Origin of the sequence: Paenibacillus psychroresistens, from assembly GCF_009728935.1 — a bacterium.
Taxonomy (GTDB): Bacteria; Bacillota; Bacilli; order Paenibacillales; family NBRC-103111; genus Paenibacillus_AC; species Paenibacillus_AC psychroresistens.
In genome coordinates, this window is record NZ_CP034235.1 from 5594051 (window position 1) to 5613400 (window position 19350).

20 protein-coding genes are annotated in these 19350 nt (G+C 40.7%); 4 read left to right on the forward strand and 16 right to left on the reverse strand.

Translation table 11 applies throughout. The features are described from left to right. The first annotated feature begins 31 nt into the window (after positions 1-31). The gene (locus tag EHS13_RS25565) at positions 32-2263 is read left to right on the forward strand and encodes a ribonucleoside-diphosphate reductase subunit alpha (protein WP_155703094.1); all 2232 of its coding nucleotides are present in this window, start codon (positions 32-34) and stop codon (positions 2261-2263) included. Between the two features lie 25 nt (positions 2264-2288). Beyond that, a complete protein-coding gene (locus EHS13_RS25570; protein ID WP_155703095.1) occupies positions 2289-3338 on the forward strand; it encodes a ribonucleotide-diphosphate reductase subunit beta in 1050 nt (349 codons plus the stop codon). Between the two features lie 4 nt (positions 3339-3342). Here the strand turns inward: EHS13_RS25570 and crcB are convergent, their stop codons facing one another. From crcB to EHS13_RS25595, 5 genes are all read right to left on the reverse strand, one after another. Next, positions 3343-3717 (reverse strand): fluoride efflux transporter CrcB, encoded by a 375-nt coding sequence (crcB, locus tag EHS13_RS25575; protein ID WP_155703096.1) that lies wholly within the window; start codon positions 3715-3717, stop codon positions 3343-3345. Next, positions 3714-4127, reverse strand: coding sequence for a fluoride efflux transporter FluC (locus tag EHS13_RS25580; protein ID WP_155703097.1), 414 nt, complete (start codon positions 4125-4127; stop codon positions 3714-3716). The genes crcB and EHS13_RS25580 overlap by 4 nt, the downstream gene beginning before the upstream one ends. After that, positions 4124-6301: a heavy metal translocating P-type ATPase gene (locus tag EHS13_RS25585; protein ID WP_155703098.1), complete on the reverse strand. Its 2178-nt coding sequence runs from the start codon at positions 6299-6301 to the stop codon at positions 4124-4126. The genes EHS13_RS25580 and EHS13_RS25585 overlap by 4 nt, the downstream gene beginning before the upstream one ends. 29 nt (positions 6302-6330) lie before the next feature. Beyond that, on the reverse strand, positions 6331-6660 hold the full coding sequence (locus tag EHS13_RS25590) for an ArsR/SmtB family transcription factor (RefSeq protein ID WP_155703099.1): 330 nt from the start codon (positions 6658-6660) through the stop codon (positions 6331-6333). A gap of 142 nt (positions 6661-6802) precedes the next feature. Next, entirely contained in the window at positions 6803-8827 is a 2025-nt protein-coding gene (locus EHS13_RS25595; RefSeq protein WP_155703100.1) for a beta-galactosidase, read from the reverse strand. A 118-nt stretch (positions 8828-8945) separates the two neighbouring features. Between EHS13_RS25595 and EHS13_RS25600 the strand changes: the two genes are divergently transcribed. Continuing rightward, positions 8946-9767: a helix-turn-helix transcriptional regulator gene (locus tag EHS13_RS25600; protein WP_162463251.1), complete on the forward strand. Its 822-nt coding sequence runs from the start codon at positions 8946-8948 to the stop codon at positions 9765-9767. An 87-nt stretch (positions 9768-9854) separates the two neighbouring features. Next, entirely contained in the window at positions 9855-10181 is a 327-nt protein-coding gene (locus EHS13_RS25605) for a hypothetical protein (RefSeq protein ID WP_155703102.1), read from the forward strand. A gap of 47 nt (positions 10182-10228) precedes the next feature. Here the strand turns inward: EHS13_RS25605 and nfsA are convergent, their stop codons facing one another. From nfsA to ssuE, 11 genes are all read right to left on the reverse strand, one after another. Next, positions 10229-10966, reverse strand: coding sequence for an oxygen-insensitive NADPH nitroreductase (gene nfsA / locus EHS13_RS25610; RefSeq protein WP_155703103.1), 738 nt, complete (start codon positions 10964-10966; stop codon positions 10229-10231). 210 nt (positions 10967-11176) lie between these two features. Next, on the reverse strand, positions 11177-11392 hold the full coding sequence (locus EHS13_RS25615; RefSeq protein ID WP_155703104.1) for a hypothetical protein: 216 nt from the start codon (positions 11390-11392) through the stop codon (positions 11177-11179). A 115-nt stretch (positions 11393-11507) separates the two neighbouring features. Continuing rightward, the gene (epsC, locus tag EHS13_RS25620) at positions 11508-12452 is read right to left on the reverse strand and encodes a serine O-acetyltransferase EpsC (protein ID WP_155703105.1); all 945 of its coding nucleotides are present in this window, start codon (positions 12450-12452) and stop codon (positions 11508-11510) included. A gap of 157 nt (positions 12453-12609) precedes the next feature. After that, on the reverse strand, positions 12610-13284 hold the full coding sequence (locus tag EHS13_RS25625; RefSeq protein WP_155703106.1) for an HAD family hydrolase: 675 nt from the start codon (positions 13282-13284) through the stop codon (positions 12610-12612). 62 nt (positions 13285-13346) lie between these two features. Next, positions 13347-13754 (reverse strand): DUF4395 domain-containing protein, encoded by a 408-nt coding sequence (locus tag EHS13_RS25630; RefSeq protein ID WP_155703107.1) that lies wholly within the window; start codon positions 13752-13754, stop codon positions 13347-13349. 176 nt (positions 13755-13930) lie between these two features. Beyond that, entirely contained in the window at positions 13931-14878 is a 948-nt protein-coding gene (gene cysK / locus EHS13_RS25635) for a cysteine synthase A (protein ID WP_155703108.1), read from the reverse strand. A gap of 58 nt (positions 14879-14936) precedes the next feature. Next, positions 14937-15713, reverse strand: coding sequence for an ATP-binding cassette domain-containing protein (locus tag EHS13_RS25640; RefSeq protein ID WP_155703109.1), 777 nt, complete (start codon positions 15711-15713; stop codon positions 14937-14939). A 14-nt stretch (positions 15714-15727) separates the two neighbouring features. Then, positions 15728-16507 carry an ABC transporter permease subunit gene (locus tag EHS13_RS25645; protein WP_155703110.1) on the reverse strand — a complete coding sequence of 260 codons (780 nt, stop codon included), beginning with the start codon at positions 16505-16507 and terminating at the stop codon, positions 15728-15730. After that, positions 16488-17669 carry an FMNH2-dependent alkanesulfonate monooxygenase gene (gene ssuD / locus EHS13_RS25650; RefSeq protein ID WP_155703111.1) on the reverse strand — a complete coding sequence of 394 codons (1182 nt, stop codon included), beginning with the start codon at positions 17667-17669 and terminating at the stop codon, positions 16488-16490. The genes EHS13_RS25645 and ssuD overlap by 20 nt, the downstream gene beginning before the upstream one ends. A 42-nt stretch (positions 17670-17711) precedes the next feature. Next, on the reverse strand, positions 17712-18755 hold the full coding sequence (locus tag EHS13_RS25655; protein WP_155703112.1) for a sulfonate ABC transporter substrate-binding protein: 1044 nt from the start codon (positions 18753-18755) through the stop codon (positions 17712-17714). Positions 18756-18760: 5 nt separating this feature from the next. After that, positions 18761-19324, reverse strand: coding sequence for an NADPH-dependent FMN reductase (ssuE, locus tag EHS13_RS25660; protein ID WP_155703113.1), 564 nt, complete (start codon positions 19322-19324; stop codon positions 18761-18763). Between the last annotated feature and the right edge of the window lie 26 nt (positions 19325-19350).

Here is a 19350-nt window from a genome sequence, read left to right on the forward strand (position 1 = left end):
AAGCTAATACATATTTGGAGGCTAAATAAACATGGACATTATTAAAAGAGACGGTACAAGCGAACCTTTAATTTTCTCGAAAATGAAGAAGGTTATTGATTTTGCATGTGCAGATTATCCAGAATGCGATCCATTAGAATTGGAAACAGCACTTCTCCCTTTATTCCGCAACAATATCTCCACCCAAGAAATTCAACGCTTACTTATTCAAGTAGCTGTAGAGAAAACAAGTGCAATTGAACCCAATTGGCAGTTTGTTGCTGCTAAGCTGCTTGCGTATGACCTATATAAAGAAGCAGGAATCCATCGTCAGTACACACAATTCGGCTATCCAGAGAATCTTTATGATTTGATCGTCCATTTAACTGAAATGGGTGTATATGGTACGTACATATTGGAAAACTACACTAAAGAGAAAATTGATGAGTTATCCGCTTATATTAAACCCGAGCGCGATAAATTATTTAATTATATCGGACTTAAAACTTTAGCAGACCGCTACATCATTAAAGGCAGAAACAAACAAATTCTTGAGCTTCCGCAAGAGCTTTTCATGGGTGTAGCCATGCATTTAGCAATGAAGGAGAAGGATCAAGTCAGCTGGGCTAAGCAATTCTACGATGTACTGAGCCGTTTGGAAATGACTGTTGCAACACCTACGCTTGCTAATGCTCGTAAGCCTCACCACCAGCTTTCAAGCTGCTTCATTGACACTGTTCCCGATAACCTCTGGGGCATTTACAATGTAGATCAAAGCTTTGCACAGGTTTCGAAGCATGGCGGAGGCATGGGTATCTATGTCGGTAAAATTCGTAGTCGTGGTTCAAACATTCGTGGCTACAAAGGTGTAGCCGGTGGTGTCATCCCATGGGTTAAGAATTACAACAACACTGCAGTAGCTGTTGATCAATTGGGTGTTCGGTCTGGTGCCGTAGCGATTTATTTAGATATTTGGCATGCTGATATTTTTGATTTTCTCGATTTGAAAACCAACAATGGCGATGATCGGATGAAAGCTCATGATATTTTCCCAGGAGTTTGTATCCCCGATTTGTTCATGAAGGCTGTTCAGGATCGGACAAGCTGGTTCTTATTTGATCCCTATGAAATCCGCCAAGTAATGGGTTATTCCATCGAAGATAGCTGGGGAGCCGAATTCGAGCGTAAATATGCGGAATGCATAGCAGAGCCGAAGTTGTTATCTAAACAAGAAGTCCCTGCTATCGACATCATGAAGAAAATTCTTGCTAGCTGCTTTGAAACAGGAACTCCATTTGTTTTCTACCGGGATACCGTTAACCGCGCCAACCCTAACAAGCATGCGGGTATGATATATTGCACTAATCTCTGTACGGAGATTTGCCAGAACATGAGTCCTAGCTCATTGATTACTACTGCTCATGAAGATGGCATGATTACTACTAAAGTTCAAAGCGGAGATTTTGTTGTTTGTAATTTATCCTCGCTTAACCTTGGAAGAGCTTATACTAAGGAAGATGTTGAACGCGTAGTGAGTACTCAAATGCGAATGATGGACAATGTCATCGATCTTAATTATTACCCTATCCCACAAGCAGAAATCACGAATAAGAAATACCGTGCGGTTGGCTTAGGAACTAGTGGTTATCATCAAATGCTGGCACAGCTTCATATTACATGGGAATCCCAAGCACATTTAGATAAAGCCGATGAGCTTTACGAATGGATTAACTATTGCGCGATTAAAGCTTCCATGGAAATTGCCAAAGAAAAAGGCGCTTACCCGGCATTCACCGGAAGCGACTGGCAAACTGGCGAATATTTCACACAACGTGAATATACAACTCCTGAATGGCAAGCGTTGCAAGCTGACGTTGCTCAAAATGGTGTACGTAATGCTTGGATGTTCGCAATTGCACCAACCGCTTCAACTTCACTTATCGCAGGTTCAACAGCTGGAACAGATCCAATTTTCAATAAGTTCTTTGTTGAAGAGAAGAAAAATGCTGTTATCCCACAAACAGCGCCTAACTTATCGGCCGAAACAACTTGGTATTATAAAGAAGCTCACAAAATTGATCAGCACTGGAGCATTCAAGCTGCTGGGCTTAGACAGCGCCATATCGATCAAGCACAGTCCTTTAATCTATACATCACTCCAGAAATTACCGCTAAGCAATTCCTTGAGCTCTATATGTCCGCATGGGAAAAAGGCGTCAAAACCGTTTACTACTGCCGTAATAAGAGCTTGGAAGTAGAAGATTGCGTTAGCTGCTCGGCTTAAGCATCACTAAAGGAGACGATTTGGAATGGATTCAAATGATAAACTAACAAAGAAGAAATTGTTCAATGAACATGGGGACCGTGAATGGGGCAAGCGCAGAATGATCGGTGGCAACACAACAAACCTTATTCAACTGAACAATGTTAAATATGAATGGGCAACTAAGATGTACCGCGCAATGATGAATAACTTCTGGATTCCAGAAGAAATCCCTCTAGCTCAGGATGCTAAGGATTACAAGCTGTTAACACCTACTGAGCGTTCCAGCTATGATAAAATTATTAGCTTTCTAATTTTTCTAGATTCCTTGCAAACGGCTAATTTGCCTAATATTAATGAATATATTACTGCACCTGAAGTGAACCTTTGTCTAACCGTCCAAACGTTCCAAGAAGCCGTTCATAGCCAAAGCTATTCCTACATTCTTGATAGCGTTTGTTCATCGGAAGCAAGGGAAGATATTTACAACCAATGGCGTGAGGATAAGCATTTGCTGCAACGCAATCGTTTTATCACAGACTTGTATGAGAAGTTTATTGATGAGCCTTCGACAACTAATCTGTTACGTACGATTATGGCTAATTACATTCTTGAAGGCATCTACTTCTACAGTGGATTCAGCTTTTTCTATGCGTTGGGCAGACAAGGTAAAATGTTGGGAACCGTTTCTGAAATCAAGTACATCCAAAGAGATGAGCTTACACATCTTGCTTTATTCCAAGGTATTTTCCGTGAGATCCGTACAGAAAACCCAGAATTATTCACACCGGACTTGGTTGAAAGCCTACGTGACATGATGCGGACAGCCGTTGAACATGAAATTGCTTGGGGATTGTATATTACCCAGAACAACATTGCCGGATTAAGTGATACAGTAATCACACAATATATTCAATACTTGTCTAATGATCGATTGAAGAAGCTTAATCTTGAAATTCTCTATCCGGATATTGTAGAGCATCCAATGAAATGGGTCGAAACCTTCAGTAATATGAACGGAATGAAAACAGACTTTTTCGAACAAAAGGTAACAAATTATAGCAAATCATCCGGAATGGATTGGGGCGACATCTAAAACTTTAGGTGCATATTTCCATCCCACACCAAGCTGCTAATAAACCTAAGATTATAGAAGAAAGCATGTATATTGCTGCGGCGATTACATGCTTTTTCTCTATTAATTGCTGCACCTCATACCCAAATGTTGAGAAAGTTGTATAAGCTCCACAAAAACCTACTCCAAGGATCCACCAAGCCTCGTCAGTTAAGGCTTCTCTACTATGTAAGGCAAAGAGCATTCCCAAGATCATAGAGCCTGTTAAATTAATGACCCAAGTACCCCACGGAAAGCTAGTTCTTACCTTTACAGCTACCCATTTACCCAAATAAAACCTACATAAGGTCCCAATGATTCCACCCAAGCCAACTAACCAGAACGCACTAAAATGGATCATAAAATCAAGTCTCCCCTTGGTTTTCCTGCTTGTACGCGAGCAAGAGCTACCCCAAGCATACACAAACCGATCCCGCCAACAACGCTAGTAATAATATACATCCCAGCAATAGCAGAATGACTATTCGTCATCAAATGTACAGATTGCACCGAAAATGCCGAAAATGTTGTAAATGATCCAGTCATCCCTGTGCCTAAACCAAGGCGAATTTCTGGTTTTAGTTTTAATTTATGAAGAGTAATCGTCAGAAACCAACCAAGAAACAAACAACCTGTCAGATTGATTATAAGGGTACTCCAAGGGAAACCATCCGTTGTTGCAGGCATCCATTCTCCTATTTCAAATCTCAGCACTGCACCTATAAAACCACCGATGATAAGTGAAATCAAGCTCTTGGTAGAAGAACTCATCGGCTTGTGTTGTCCGTTTTGTGAGATTTGCGTTGTATCAGAAGCGTTAAGCTTAGTAAAGAAACTAAAACGGTCGCCCCCATGTCTGACAGGATCGCAATCCATAAAGTTAACAGACCGGGAATCGTCAGTAGTAAAGCTATAATCTTCAAGCCAAGCGCTATTGAGATATTGATTTTAATCAGCCGATTCACGCTTTTGGCAATTGTTATTGCTTCAGGCAGCTTACCTAAATGATCTTGCAGCAGGATAATATCCGCTGTTTCCATCGCACTATCCGTCCCTTTACCCATCGCAATCCCAAGCTGAGCGGTTGCTAAAGCGGGTGCATCATTAATCCCGTCGCCAATCATCGCGACATGTCCTTTTTGCGCTAATTTTTTGACTTGTTCTACCTTTTGTTCAGGCAGCAAATTCGCATACACCTGTTTGATGCCAATGATTTTCGCAACTTTGTCTGCAATTATAGAATGATCACCTGTTAGCATGACCGTTTCACGAATACCTAAACGATGCAGCTTAGCTATGACAGATCTGCTTTCCTCGCGAATGGGGTCTGTAATGCCGAATATACCTAACACCGCTGTCGCATCGACCACCAATACAATCGTAAATGCTTTTTGTTTCATTTGTTTGATGTCATTTTGCACTTTTTCCGAAAGCAGAATGTGTTGAATGCTCTTCTCATTGCCAATCCAATAGGGTAGGTCTTGAATCGTAGCCGTAACTCCCATGCCTGGTAGTGCCTTAACGTCATTTGCATCTAAGCGTTCAATAGCTTCACTTTCAATTCGTTTCATAATTGCAAGTGCTAACGGATGAGAAGAATTGCGCTCTAAGGCAGCTGTAATTGAATATAATTGTTTCTCATCATACGCAATAACTTGCTCAACTGTCGGTACGCCAACAGTTAATGTTCCCGTCTTATCGAAGGCAATTGTATTGATTTTACCTAGCTGCTCAAGAAAAACACCACCTTTGATCAAGATCCCATTGCGAGCATTGCGAGTGATGCCGGCAACAATTGCAATCGGCGATGCAAGAATCAGCGCACATGGACAGCCAACAATCAGCACAGCCAGCCCTTGATATAAGGATGAAACCCAGCTGCTCTCAAACAATAAAGGAGGTACTATCACAGTGAGCAAAGCAATTGCCATAATAATCGGTGTATAATAAAACGCAAATCGATTGATAAATAACTGTGTTGGTGTCTTCGTTTCTTGAGCTTCCTCAACTAAATGTAGAATTCTCGCTAATGATGAATCTTTATATGCTTTTGTAATAGTGATTTTTAGCACACCTTCATTATTCAAGCTGCCGCCAAACACAGGCTCTCCCGAAAATTTATCTACAGGAAGCGACTCCCCTGAAATGACTGCTTCATTGACTGAACCTCTTCCTTCTAGAACAGTTCCATCTGAAGGGATTTTCTCACCAGGACGTACAATGACCGTATCACCAATGACTAAAGATCCTATCGGAATTAAAGCCTCTGTGTTGCCTTTTAAGATCATCGCTTCCTTCGGAGCTACTTCGAGAAGATCTCGCATCGAACGGCGAGCTTTGTCCATCCCCATGCCTTCAAGCAGCTCATTAAGGCCAAACAAAAGCGCAACCAAGGCAGCTTCTTCCCATTGTCCAATACCTACTGCCCCAGCTAGAGCAATAGTCATCAAGGTATCAATATTAAACCGAAAATGCAGTAAGTTTTTCAAGCCTTTGATCCAGGTCCGATAGCCACTTACAATCATCACAGCTATATAAATGGTTATAATTATATACTCCGCTAATTCATTTCTTAAAAGCCATGCAGCAACAAAAATAACCGCAGATCCTATCAGCCATTTCTGCGACCCTCCATGTGAGTGAGAATGATCGTCTTCTTCATGGCTGCTGTGATGGTTTTCATGAGCATGACTATGACCGTGATTATCGTGACTATGGTCATGTCCGTGATCATGAGCATGGGATTCTCTGGTTTGCTCGATATAAGCACCTTCCGAGCTCAAGATCTTCGCAACCTTCTCAAGAGAAACCTTTCCCTGCAGCGTTAGCTTCCCACTATTATAGCTGAGGGTAGCGTCTTGCCCATGTTCAAGCTTCTGAATTTGTTGCTCTAATTCCAATGTACAGTTTGCACAAGTAAGCCCCTTAACACGAAATTGTTGCATGCTGCCCCTCCTCTTACAAGATGTATTAGCTAATCATGGCTTACATGGTGGACAGCCTGATTTAATAAATCTACGACATGCTCATCATCATGAGAATAAAAAAGCGTTGTACCAGCACGTCGAAATTTAACCAACCGCAAATTTTTAAGTAATCGCAATTGATGGGAAACAGTCGATTGCTGCAACAATAATTCCTCAGCAATTTCATTAACAGAGCACTCTTTTTGCGCGAGTAAATAAAGAATTCGTATACGCGTTACATCGGATAAAGCTTTAAAGGTTTGGGTAACCCTATTAAGGGTTTCCTCATCTAACGCTTGGGATGCCGGCTTGGAAGCAATGAGTTCTATATTATCCATGGTTACCTCCATCCATATTCTTTCTGCATATATGAGTATATGTTCATATACTAAATCAGTGCGGGCGTTTTGTCAAAAAAAAAAGCGAAAATCAGCGTAATTCCACTGATCGTCGCTCCAAATTGTCGTACAAAGCAATAAATTATAGCTTAATTACTCGCACACCTTTAGCTGGCAGCTTAATTGATCCCGTCCATAGCTCGCCAGTCAATAAATCCTCTACATTCTCAAACTTAGTTTCCACTATTGCCTCTTCCGCATTATGATTAAGCAGGAATAAGAAGCTTTTTCCATCCTTAGTTCTTTGTGTAACTTCAACACCATGAGGTGTTTTCAACAAAGGCTGAATGTTCTTTTCCGAGATGATATTCGCTAGCAGATCCTGCAATAAAGCCGGCTCTGGGCTAGTAGCTACATACCAGGCTTGACCAGCGCCGAACTGATTCCTAGTCACTGCTGGCATTCCTTTATAGAAGTCCTCGCCATATTCTGCGATCACCTCGGCGCCTTCAGCATGGATTAAATCACAAAGCAGTCCGCAGGTATAGGAAGCATTTAAGGCTCCACTTTGCTTCGTAATGACGACTTGATTTTTCTGCTCTGGGAATAACGCATCAATTTCTTCAGACCAAATACCAAGCACAGAACGCAGCTCTCCTGGATATCCACCTAATGTAACTAAATCATTTTCATTAACAATTCCGCTAAAGAAGGTGGTGATGAATGTGCCTCCCGCTTGCACAAAAGCTTCTGTTTTCTGAGCGAAACCTGGCTTCACCATATATAACACTGGAGCAATAACCAAATCATATTGGCTGAAATCGGCATCCTCGCGAATCATATCGGTTTGAACATTTAATTGATACAAGGCATCATAATACTTATGCACTTCATCGACATATTGCAAGCCTACAGAGGGTCCACTCGATAATTCCACAGCCCAACGATTTTCCCAATCATAAACAATCGCTACTTTAGCTTCAATTCGCGAATCCAATAAAGCATCGCCTAATAAATTCAACTCTCTGCCAAGCTCTGCACATTCTCTGAATACACGTGTATGCTCATGGCCTACATGCTCGATTACCGCTCCATGATATTTTTCACAAGCCCCAACTGAACGACGAAGCTGGAAGAATAACACCGTATCTGCACCATGCGCTATCGCTTGATAGCTCCACAATCGCATGACCCCCGGACGCTTTAATGAATTATAAGCCTGCCAATTTTGTTGGCTTGGCGTTTGCTCCATCAGCATAAATGGTTGTCCATCTTTTAATCCACGCATTAAATCATGCACCATGGCTGTATAGCTGTATGGAGTATCTAGTGAAGGATAGTTGTCCCAAGAAATCACATCGAGATAAGGAGCCCATTTAAAATAATCCAGCTCTTTATAAGTACCCATCAAGTTAGTCGTTACGGGAATATCAGGTGTATGCTTTTTGATCGCATCATATTCGTTACGATAGCATTCCAAGTGACTATGGGACATAAATCTCCGATAATCCAAAGAAATCCCTTGGAAATTGGTATTATCGTTCCCCCACTCTTCACTCAATGCATTTGGAGGCACGATTTCTTCCCAATCATAAAAAGTGTGTCCCCAGAAACGCGTGTTCCAAGACTTGTTCACGACATCCAGAGTGCCATAGCGCTCTTGCAGCCAGATTCTAAAGGCTGTTGCACAATTATCGCAGTAACATGAACCACCATATTCATTGGCAATATGCCAAATTAATAAGCCAGGATGATTCTGATATCTTTCTGCTAATTTACCAGCCAGCAAGCCTGAAAATTTGCGATAGGTTGGGCTATTCTGACAAGAATTGTGCCTGCCGCCAAATACACGTTTTCTGCCTTCAAAATCAACTCGAGTCACATCTGGATATTTTTTGGCCATCCAAGCTGGATGCGCTCCAGTGCTCGTTGCTAAACATACATAAGTCCCATTTTCATAAAGCTTATTGATAATGGCATCTAATAAAGTGAAATCATAGGTATCCTCATCTGGCTGATTCAAAGCCCAGGAGAATACATTTACTGTTGCTACGTCAATCCCAGCTATCTGAAACATCCGAACATCTTCATCCCAAATTTCTTTTTCCCATTGCTCGGGATTATAGTCCCCGCCATACCAAATTTTTGGCAGCTTATTATTGATCAATTGAAACACTCCTTTTAAGCTAATATAACAATAACTTCATTTTATATGATTTTATTATGACTTAATATATAATATAAATTCATTATTATATAATAATATGGAACAGGAGTATCTCACAATGCGCTTCCGATATGAACTAACCCCATCCACAGTGCAAAAACTGCCCATGTACATAGAAAGCGTTGGCCACAATCCTGAACAAGAAAAAATTCGCCGCGATGACGGATATCCTTATTATCACTGGATTCATACAATTAAAGGTGAAGGACGCATAACCTTTGGTGGTAGAACGCAAGAGCTGCCGTTAGGAACTGGGGTTCTTTTGCTTCCTTACATCTCGCATTCCTATGAGGCTATACAAAACAACTGGTCAACCCAGTATCTAACTTTTGACGGAACAATGGTGCAAGATATTCTTATTATGCTTGGCTTAAATCAATCTGCTATGTACCACTGGAGCTCTGATATTACTTTCCATGAAACCATTTTCCGAATCTTGCGAAGAGTGGAGTCAGATCCAGATTTTCATGGTTTATATGCCTCTGCAGATGTGTATCAATTCATCATGACCTTAAAAAGATATGGCCAAACCAAAAATAAACTGCCGCTCTCAGAAACCATGCTGAAGCTGCAGCCCTTATTAGATTGGTTGGATGAAAGCTACTCTAATCCGGAAATTGGATTAGTTGAAATGGCCCATAAGCTCGCCATAACTCCACGTTACATGAACACTTTGTTTCGCAATACCTTTGCTCACTCTCCATACGCCTATTTAATTGCACTACGAATTCGCAAGTCTAAGGAATTACTGCTGAAGAACCCCAATTCCTCAATCAAGCTTATTACTCAAGAAGTCGGCTTTCGTGATACAAGCCATTTTATAGCGACATTTCGGCAATATGTTGGCTTTACCCCAGAACGATTTCGCGAATTGAACTAGCGCAGGTCTGGAATAATAGTAGCCTATTGCAATAATAAACTATTCCGAGTATAATACTTGGTATAGAGACGAAAGGTGTTGCTACTGATGAAAACCCAGCAAATTGAAATTGCCGAAGCATGGACCAATGATTACTTGGATTTATATAATTTTGCAGGTCAGCTTGGGGATTTGGAGTGGCAGAACGAAATACTTTCTAATCTCAAGGTTGCAAAGATTGAGATCCAAAAAGAAGTTTACGCCAAAAAAAGAGAAGACTTATGGCAAAAATTTGACTTTATTAATCAAGAGCTTCTAGCCCTTTATCAGGAAATACATCAAACTAACTTGGAGAATGAAGTCGAAAAATTACAAAACAAGGTATGGGAGCTTAAATTACAACGTATTTTAATTTCGAAGGAAATTTACTCATAAGATTAAGAGACTTTTCGCATTGCCGAATTGTCTCTTTTTTATTTTATTTACTCTAATTTAAAGCCTTGCTCATTTAAAAAGGAACGCATATGCTCACGGATAGGACGACTTATTTTGGCTGCCATTTCCTTGGACCAGCACGTATCCTGCTTTCCACCGGAACGCTCTATTGTGTACTTGCGAATTGATTCATCATATAAATTTATTTGCTCTTCATAAATAGCTGTATCGTATTCCTCTTCATGATATACAGCACTTAAGGGAAGCCTTGGCCTTTTTATCGGCTTTTGGTCAGGAACTCCAATACACATGCCAAATACGGGATAAACAAGCTTAGGCAGCTTCAACAGCTCGCAAACCTCTTTTGGTTTATTGCGAATACCCCCAATATAAACAATGCCTAGACCAAGTGATTCTGCAGCAATAGCAGCATTTTGGGCAGCTAACGCCACATCTACAGTTGCAGCTATGAAGTTTTCCGTTGAGCTAACAATTTCATCTACTCCATACGGTTTAGAGGCTATCGAAATTCTATTTAAATCTGCACACCAAACTAAGAAAAGCGGAGCTTCCTCAATATATGCTTGATTGCCAGCATATTCAGCTAGCAGCCTTTTCTTCTCTGGACTTGTAATACCTATAACAGTGTAAGCTTGCATGTTACTTGAACTCGACGCCATTTGCGCGCTTTCAATAACGGCTTTTATTTGCTCTTTAGAAATAGGCTCATTTTTAAATTTTCTAATGGATCGATGATCTAAAATTTGATTAATCGTAGGGTTCATTGCTACTTCATCCTCCTCAAAAAAATTTTCTCTATTCACTATTGTATTCTATAACTAATCCGATTATAATACTTGGTATATAGTTCAAAAAAAAAGGTCCTAAGCTTAATAAAGAGTTGGCATGCAGTTGACTGCTCTGCCGGTCTAATCTAGATCAATCCATTATGTAGGAACTCGTAATTCCTTAATAATGAAAGATTAGCAAATGAATTACATCGAGGTTTGTTTCATTTCACGCATAGATGTCATCATCATCGTCATCATTTCATCACATTGTTGCATTTTCATCATCATCATTTCCATATCCATACCTTGCATCATTTCCATTTTACCCATTTGATCCATCATCATTTTCATGCTGTTCATCTTACACATCATTTCTTCCATACACATGCTCATCATCATTTGCATTGGCATTTTATCCATAGTTAATTCCCCCTTCCTTTTAATTATGTTCTCTTTAATAATAAAGCTTGAAACTGGATATAGCAAGAGCCTATTCGCAATAAGGAATAGGCTCTTTATTATTCAAGTGCTAGTATTAAATGATCCAGTCCGAATTGAATTCTTGCTTAAATTCTTGTGCAGTGTTCCCTTTAAAAACTAATTCTTGATTTTTCACACTTACTCTAGTGCCCACTGGAACCGACTTTATGATAAATGCATTGCTTCCTATCACAACCCCTTTACCAATAACAGTCTCACCACCCAATATGGAAGCACCGGAGTAAACTGTTACTTCATCCTCTAACGTAGGGTGACGTTTCACTCCTCGAAGTGACTGTCCCCCTCTAGTTGACAAAGCGCCTAGCGTAACACCTTGATATATTTTGACATTATCCCCGATCTCAGTCGTTTCACCAATAACTACACCAGTTCCATGATCAATAAAGAAGTATTTACCGATCTTAGCACCTGCATGAATATCGATTCCCGTTACACTATGGGCATACTCTGTCATAATCCTTGGTATTAGCGGAACTGCAAGCAGATACAACTCATGTGCTAATCTATAAATACTGACTGCAAAAATACCAGGAAAAGAAAATATGACCTCGCTTTTATTATCTGCCGAAGGATCGCCAAGGAATGCAGCTTGTACATCTGTGGCAAGCACTTTTCTAAGCTGTGGTAATTTTCCAAAAAAGAGATAAATAATTTCATCTGCCTTTTCACTAATATCAATCAAGTCAACATTATTCTCTATTCCTTGATGCGTTAAGACACTGCATATCTGTTCATGCAGCTTATCGTGCACATTAATTAGCAGATCTCCAATGTGATATTCTATGGTCGCGATTAATAAATTCTGTTTTCCAAAATAACCTGGGAACAGCAGCTCTCTTAGCAGGTGAAGGATTTCAATTATCGTATCTTTGTTGGGGAGAGCTACTGAATCCATCGGAATTATATGTGATTCATCTTTATAGCTTGAAACCATTGTAGCTACAAAGCTATCGATCTGTTTATAAAACTTGTTGCTCATCTTTTCAACCCCCACTGACATTTATGAAAAATTGCTTTATTTTTATAACTTAGTATTCGTATATGTTTTATTCGATAATAGGCTTTGCGTCGAATATTGTCAAGATTTATCCCAAAAAAAAGCCTTGTCTTATATTAAAAGACAAAGCCATTTTAAACTATCCTTTTAATATCCCTACAAGCTCTTTAAGTCCATGAATCACTAGATCCGGTGCAGTTAAGGGATCCATAATTTTCTGTTCCCTAGCTAAGCCTTGTTTTATCCAAATGGCTTGCATCCCTAAACGTTTAGCCGGATGAATATCATTATCCAGCCTATCTCCAATCATAACTGCATGTTGCGCATCACATTTAGCTCGCTCTAAAGCTAGCTCAAAAAACTGCGGATCGGGTTTCGTAATTCCGTCCTCCGCTGAAGAACAGACAATCGAAAAATACTCAAGCAAGCCATAGCGTTTAAGCCTCTCAACAGTGCCTGCATTCTGATTAGCAATAATACCCATCTGAAATAATCCTGTTAATTGCTGAAGTACTTCTCTCGCTTCAGGAAATGGTTCTTCTAAATCCTTTTTGTACTTCATATATTGACGAATCTCAGCTCTATGTTTCTCAGAAGGAACAAGCTGACTCATTACTTCTCTCATCGGGTGCTCACACAATTGACTATGATAATACATCATGGCTTGCTCAACTTCTTGTAACTGGAAGCTATAGCCCAATTGGTGCGATGCTTGGATAAATTGCTCCAAAATATCTCTAATTGGCTTTGTTTCATCTACCAAGGTTTCCCCAATATCAAAGAATATCCACCGAATTCTAGCTTTATCAAACATGCTATGCTCCTCACCTCAAGATAAGCAACAGCAGAATCATCTTCTTTGCAGAATAAATCTGTTTATGTGCTTCTGTGCCTTGCTATATATTGCTTATACTGATAATAAACTGTGCATCCTATGCAATAACCACAAATAGCTGCAAGCGCAGCTAAAAATAGCATAAATGAAAATACATAACCAACCATCGTTAACTTCAAAGTAAAAGCTAAAACCGCCAAGGTGATAAAAAGAATAGCAAGTACATTGTTAAAACGTTGCAATTCAGCTGCCTGTGTCTCAGAGCCTTTCACATTCAGGAATGGTTTGGCTAGCCGCACAAACAAGTTATAGCCAAAAACGAGTCCAACAACCTGAATTAACCATAATAAAACCAACAGCTGGGGCAGCTTCAGAAATGTAGCTAATAGGACAAACAAAACAATTCCTACTTGATTGGATTTAATATAAGTCATTGGAATTTCTCTCATTGTTCTTCACCTTCCGAGTAAAAGAATATAGGAAAATCATATCTTATTATTCCGATTAAAACAATATGAATAAATTTATATCCCTAAACAGTCAAGATTTTCTATAAAAATAAGGAGCAGTACGAAATTAACCTTCGTCCGCTCCTTAAATATTCTCATATGTTTATCAATTTAGCTCAGGTGACTTCTTCCTCAAACTGATAAAGCGGAGTACTTAAATATCTTTCCCCGCTGCTGGCAATAACAGCTACTACTCGTTTACCTTTGCCTAATTCTTTAGCTACCTTCAGTGCCGCGAATATGGCTGCTCCAGACGATATTCCACCTAAGATTGCAGCTTCTTTAGCCGCGCGGCGTGCAGTTGCAAAAGCATCATCATTGCTTACTAGAATGATTTCATCATAGATTTCGGTGTTGAGAATAGATGGAACGAAGCCTGCGCCAATTCCTTGAATTTTATGGGGACCAGGTTTTCCGCCCGATAATACAGGTGAATTTTCTGGCTCCAAAGCGATAATACGAATATCCGGAAAACGCTGCTTTAATACTTCACCTGCACCAGTGATTGTCCCGCCTGTACCAACTCCAGAGATAAAAGCATCCAGTTTGCCATCTAAGGATTCAATAGCTTCCACAATTTCAGGACCTGTGGTTTCACGATGAATCTTCACATTAGCTTGATTATCAAACTGCCGCGCCACATAATATTCAGGGTTCTCGGCAGCAATTTCCTCCGCCTTGCGAATCGCTCCCTTCATCCCTTCAACACCAGGTGTTAATACAAGCTCCGCACCGTATGCGCGTAGTAAATTACGACGCTCTAAGCTCATGGTTTCCGGCATTACAATAATCACCTTATATCCTTTTGCAGAAGCTACTAGCGCCAAACCAATGCCTGTATTGCCACTGGTTGCTTCCAGTATCGTATCTCCTGGTTTAAGCCTGCCTTCTTTTTCTGCAACCTCTACAATACTAATTGCAATCCGATCCTTCACGCTGCTGCCTGGATTAAAAAATTCCAGCTTCAAGTAAATTTCTGCGCTGTCCTCAGGTACGATATTGTTCAACCTTACCAAGGGTGTTTGTCCGATCAATTCAGTAATGTTCTGTACAACCTTTGCCATAATAAATTCCTCCCAAGAGTTTTTTTGTTAAAAAACTGGTTTCGTAAGCATTGCTTAATCAGATAGTAAAAGAATAATCTTTTTTCTTATTTGCTGCTTCCGACTCAGTTGGAATTTCCAAAACCCGATCAAGAATCAGCTTCTCGAAGTGAGCAAATCCAGCATCTCGTTCTCTTGGTCTTGACAAGGTTATTCGCACATCCAAAGCAATTACACCTTCTTCAATAAGTACAACGCGATCTGCCAAAGCAACGGCTTCACTTACATCATGCGTGACCAATAATACGGTAAAGCCTTGCTCCAGCCACAGTCTCTCAATCAGCTGTTGCATTTCTATCCGCGTTAAAGCATCTAATGCACCTAATGGTTCGTCCAACAAAAGCAGGCGCGGCTCTCCAGCTAATGCTCTTGCCAAGGCAACTCGTTGACGTTGTCCACCTGATAATACAGAGGGCCATTCATCTGCACGATTCAATAAACCGACCTGATCCAGTGCTTGCTCTGCTTGAGCTTTATCACCTGACTTCACACCAATTTGCACATTAGCAATCGCCTTTTTCCAAGGAAGCAGCCTTGCATCCTGGAATAATACTCTTGTATCTTCGTGTATACCATGGATTGTGCCGTTATCTACATAGATTTGTCCATCAGTCGACTTTTCCAATCCAGCTACCAATCGCAGTAAAGTACTTTTTCCGCAGCCACTTCTACCAACAATAGCAACGAATTCACCCGGAAGGATATCGAGATTTACTCCATTCAATACTACGGTGCTTCCAAAGCTTTTATTAACTTCTTTTACGATTAAATGTGACCCGCCTTGGTGTTTCGTCATCGTTACCAGCTCCATTACTTTTTAAAATTCGGGTGCCATTGCAGCCATCTTCGTTCCATCCACTTTGCCATTTCATCAGAAAGCTTACCAAGCAGTGAGTAAATAACAATTCCCAGCACCATAACATCCATTTGAAAGAACTCTCGTGCATTCATCGACATATAGCCAATTCCTGCATCAGATGAGATTGTTTCAGCTACAATTAACGAAAGCCACATTATGCCAAGGGCAAAACGAATCCCTACAAGAATAGAAGGCAACGCCCCTGGAATGATAATCTGCCAGAATAAACTGGGTCCCTTTAAGCCATATACACGTCCCATTTCGATCAATCCCGGATCAATTGAACGAATCCCGTGAAAGGTATTTAAATAAATCGGGAACATTACTCCCAGTGCAACCAGAAACAATTTACCCTCCTCACCAACACCAAACCATGCTATGACTAAAGGTATTAAAGAAAGATGCGGAATAGTCCGCAGCATCTGTACGGAGGTATCCGTAAGCTTCTCAGCAGAGCGAAATACGCCATTCATCAAGCCAAAAATAAATCCAATACTGCCACCAATCAGGAAACCTTGTAAAGCACGCCATGTGCTAACTCCAATATATTGCAGCAGCAAACCTTTTTTAGTTAATAGAATAGCCGCTTCCACCACTGCCAAAGGTGTAGGCAAAATACGTTTAGATATGAGGCCAAAATCACCAAGCAATTGCCAAACAACTACCACTAAAAAAGGAAGCAACCAAGGGATCAAAGGATCCCAACGTGATTTACTTGTTCTGATGTGCAAGGTGACTCACTTCCTTTTGTTTCTTAGGCGGCACTTGTTCATTACCTACCATTTCGCCAAAAGGACTTAGAAAGGAAGTTTTTGAGGGCTCCGAGGGATCCTCTGCCGGCTTAGTTAAAGGCAATAGCGGGAATAATAGCTCCGCTACTCGATAAGCTTCTTCTAAATGTGGGTAGCCCGAGAAAATAAAGGTTTCAATCCCAATATCCGTGTACTCTTTCATTCTAGCAGCGACCGTTTCAGGATCCCCTACAAGTGCAGTGCCTGCACCTCCGCGAACCAATCCAACGCCTGCCCATAAATTAGGGCTAATCTCTAAGTTTGAACGATCTCCGCCATGCAGCTGCGACATCCGTTTTTGCCCTTCTGAATCCATACGTGCAAAGACTTTCTGGGCACCAGCAATCGTTTCATCATCGACATATTGAATCAATTGCTCTGCTGCCGCCCAAGCTTCTTCATTCGTCTCACGTACAATCACGTGCAATCGGATACCAAAACGTACGGTTCTGCCTTTTGCAGCAGCGAGCTTGCGGACAATATCAATTTTCTCTGCTACCTGAGCCGGAGGTTCTCCCCAAGTCAAGTAAACATCTACATGATCTACAGCAATTTCTTGTGCTTTCGGTGAAGATCCGCCAAAGTATAAAGGTGGATAAGGAGCTTGCACAGGTGGATAGAAGATTTTCGCACCTTTGACCTGCAAGTAATCCCCTTCATAATCCACTTCTTCTCCCTGCAAAGCTTGGCGCCAAATAGTTAGAAACTCATCCGTCAGTTCATAGCGCTCGTCGTGATCTAGAAACAAACCATCTCCAGCTTGTTCAACAGGATCACCACCTGTGACAACATTAACTAATAATCTGCCATTGGATAAACGATCGAAGGTTGCTGCCATTCTCGCTGCAACGGTCGGAGACATTAAACCGGGTCTAACTGCAACAAGAAATTTCAATTTTTTAGTTGCTGGAATCAATGTAGATGCTGTGACCCAAGCATCCTCGCATGATCTGCCGGTTGGAAGAAGCACCCCGCTGAAGCCTAATTCATCTGCTGCTTGGGCAATTTGTTTGACATAAGAATAAGTGACTGCTCGCGCCCCATAACTGGTTCCCAGATAACGGCCATCTCCATGTGTAGGAATAAACCAAAAGACTTCCATATTTGCATTCTCCTTTTGTACGAATCAATTCTCATTGTTGAGTTATTGAGATTTCGGTAAAACGGCATCCTTAACTACAATTGCTTTAGGGATTAATTCAACAGCCAGAAAAGCATCAGCTATTTTTTGTTGTTGGGCTATGATTTCATCATCAATAGGTAATACACCATAATTGCGTCTTTTTGAAGCCAGCTCAAGTGATGGGATATCAATTCCTAATAGTGGAGCTAATTGCTTAGCAAGCTCACCCTGGTTATCTTTGGCCCATGCATCTACAGCTGTTAATTCATCTAAAACAACCTTAATCGTGTTCGGGTTATTCTGAGCATAATTGCGGGTTGCCAAGTAAAATTCAGTGTTAGAAACAGAATCCTTGCCATCTGCTAAAATTTTGGCACCTGTTGCCGTTTGTGCTGCTGCAAAGAACGGATCCCAGATAACCCATGCATCTGCTTTGCCTTGTTCAAAAGCAATTCTCGCATCACCAGGCTTTAAGAAAATGGTTTCAACATCGGTATACTTCAATCCAGCAGCCTCAAGTTGTTTAACTAATAAATAATGCACGTTTGAGCCTTTATTCAAAACAACCTTTTTACCTTTTAAATCAGCAACTGTTTTAATTGGAGAGTCTTTAGGAATGATAATAGCTTCACTTTCTGGACTAGCTGGTTCGTGTGCAAGATAAACTAAAGGCGCACCAGCTGCTTGTGCAAATATGGGTGGCGCTTCGCCTGTGTGTCCAAAATCAATACTGCCTACATTCAACGCTTCTAACAATTGAGGACCACCTGGAAACTCTATCCACTCCACCTTAACTCCTTTATCTGCTAAAGTTTTATCCAATTTCCCTTGTGCTTTTAGAAAATTAACTGTACCGTATTTCTGATAACCAATCCGTAAAACCTTATCTTTATCTTCAGTTGGCGCTGCTGTTGGTGCTGCTATTGCGGCAGCTGTGCCAGCTGGTGCTACGCTTGCTGGTACTGCTGACGCTGCAGTTTCTTCCTTTTTCCCACAGCCCGTTAAGGCAATTGTTAAACTTAATGCCAACACTGTTAATACTGTAAATTTCTTATTTCTTTTCATGATTACTAGACCCCTTTTGAAATTAATTTATTTTGTTCTTGCCAAATGGCCTCTTCTGAAAATTCTTGAATAGCAGCATCTAAGCGAGATGTGATTTCTTCTGATAACAACGCACTGCCGCTTTCTGTCCAGGTAACCTGGGTATCCAGCACGTAAACTCCACCTAAAATGTCCCTTGCACCCAGTACGGAAAGCAGTGGTTTAATGGCATAATCAATAGCTAATAAATGTGAGATTGTACCTCCGATAGCTATCGGAAGAATTGTTTTGCGTTGCAGCCCTTTTTGTGGCAGCAAATCAAGAAATGCTTTTAAAATCCCAGTATAAGAGGCTTTATAAATTGGAGTTGCTATGAGTATGGCATCCGCTTGTTCTACAAGCCTTTGCGCTTCAATAATGGATGGACTGTCAAACCGAGCATGGAGTAAATCCTCTGCTGGCAAATCACGCACATAGATAAGATCCAATTGATGTCCATGGATTTTTAAAGCTTCATACGCGTAATCCAAAACACCATTTAATCTCGATTTAGCTGAAGGACTTCCTGATATAATCACTAGCTTAGCCATATTAACACTCCTCTGAATAAACGTAT

Excerpts from the sequence above, each read along its gene's own strand:
- crcB (WP_155703096.1), bottom strand. The coding sequence starts at position 3,717 with ATGATCCATTTTAGTGCGTTCTGGTTAGTTGGCTTGGGTGGAATCATT.
- EHS13_RS25565 (WP_155703094.1), top strand. The coding sequence starts at position 32 with ATGGACATTATTAAAAGAGACGGTACAAGCGAACCTTTAATTTTCTCG.
- EHS13_RS25585 (WP_155703098.1), bottom strand. The coding sequence starts at position 6,301 with ATGCAACAATTTCGTGTTAAGGGGCTTACTTGTGCAAACTGTACATTG.
- EHS13_RS25570 (WP_155703095.1), top strand. The coding sequence starts at position 2,289 with ATGGATTCAAATGATAAACTAACAAAGAAGAAATTGTTCAATGAACAT.
- EHS13_RS25580 (WP_155703097.1), bottom strand. The coding sequence starts at position 4,127 with ATGAGTTCTTCTACCAAGAGCTTGATTTCACTTATCATCGGTGGTTTT.
- epsC (WP_155703105.1), bottom strand. The coding sequence starts at position 12,452 with ATGAGCAACAAGTTTTATAAACAGATCGATAGCTTTGTAGCTACAATG.
- EHS13_RS25640 (WP_155703109.1), bottom strand. The coding sequence starts at position 15,713 with ATGACGAAACACCAAGGCGGGTCACATTTAATCGTAAAAGAAGTTAAT.
- cysK (WP_155703108.1), bottom strand. The coding sequence starts at position 14,878 with ATGGCAAAGGTTGTACAGAACATTACTGAATTGATCGGACAAACACCC.
- EHS13_RS25590 (WP_155703099.1), bottom strand. The coding sequence starts at position 6,660 with ATGGATAATATAGAACTCATTGCTTCCAAGCCGGCATCCCAAGCGTTA.
- EHS13_RS25615 (WP_155703104.1), bottom strand. The coding sequence starts at position 11,392 with ATGGATAAAATGCCAATGCAAATGATGATGAGCATGTGTATGGAAGAA.
- EHS13_RS25625 (WP_155703106.1), bottom strand. The coding sequence starts at position 13,284 with ATGTTTGATAAAGCTAGAATTCGGTGGATATTCTTTGATATTGGGGAA.
- nfsA (WP_155703103.1), bottom strand. The coding sequence starts at position 10,966 with ATGAACCCTACGATTAATCAAATTTTAGATCATCGATCCATTAGAAAA.
- EHS13_RS25605 (WP_155703102.1), top strand. The coding sequence starts at position 9,855 with ATGAAAACCCAGCAAATTGAAATTGCCGAAGCATGGACCAATGATTAC.
- ssuE (WP_155703113.1), bottom strand. The coding sequence starts at position 19,324 with ATGGCTAAGCTAGTGATTATATCAGGAAGTCCTTCAGCTAAATCGAGA.
- EHS13_RS25630 (WP_155703107.1), bottom strand. The coding sequence starts at position 13,754 with ATGAGAGAAATTCCAATGACTTATATTAAATCCAATCAAGTAGGAATT.
- ssuD (WP_155703111.1), bottom strand. The coding sequence starts at position 17,669 with ATGGAAGTCTTTTGGTTTATTCCTACACATGGAGATGGCCGTTATCTG.
- EHS13_RS25600 (WP_162463251.1), top strand. The coding sequence starts at position 8,946 with ATGCGCTTCCGATATGAACTAACCCCATCCACAGTGCAAAAACTGCCC.
- EHS13_RS25655 (WP_155703112.1), bottom strand. The coding sequence starts at position 18,755 with ATGAAAAGAAATAAGAAATTTACAGTATTAACAGTGTTGGCATTAAGT.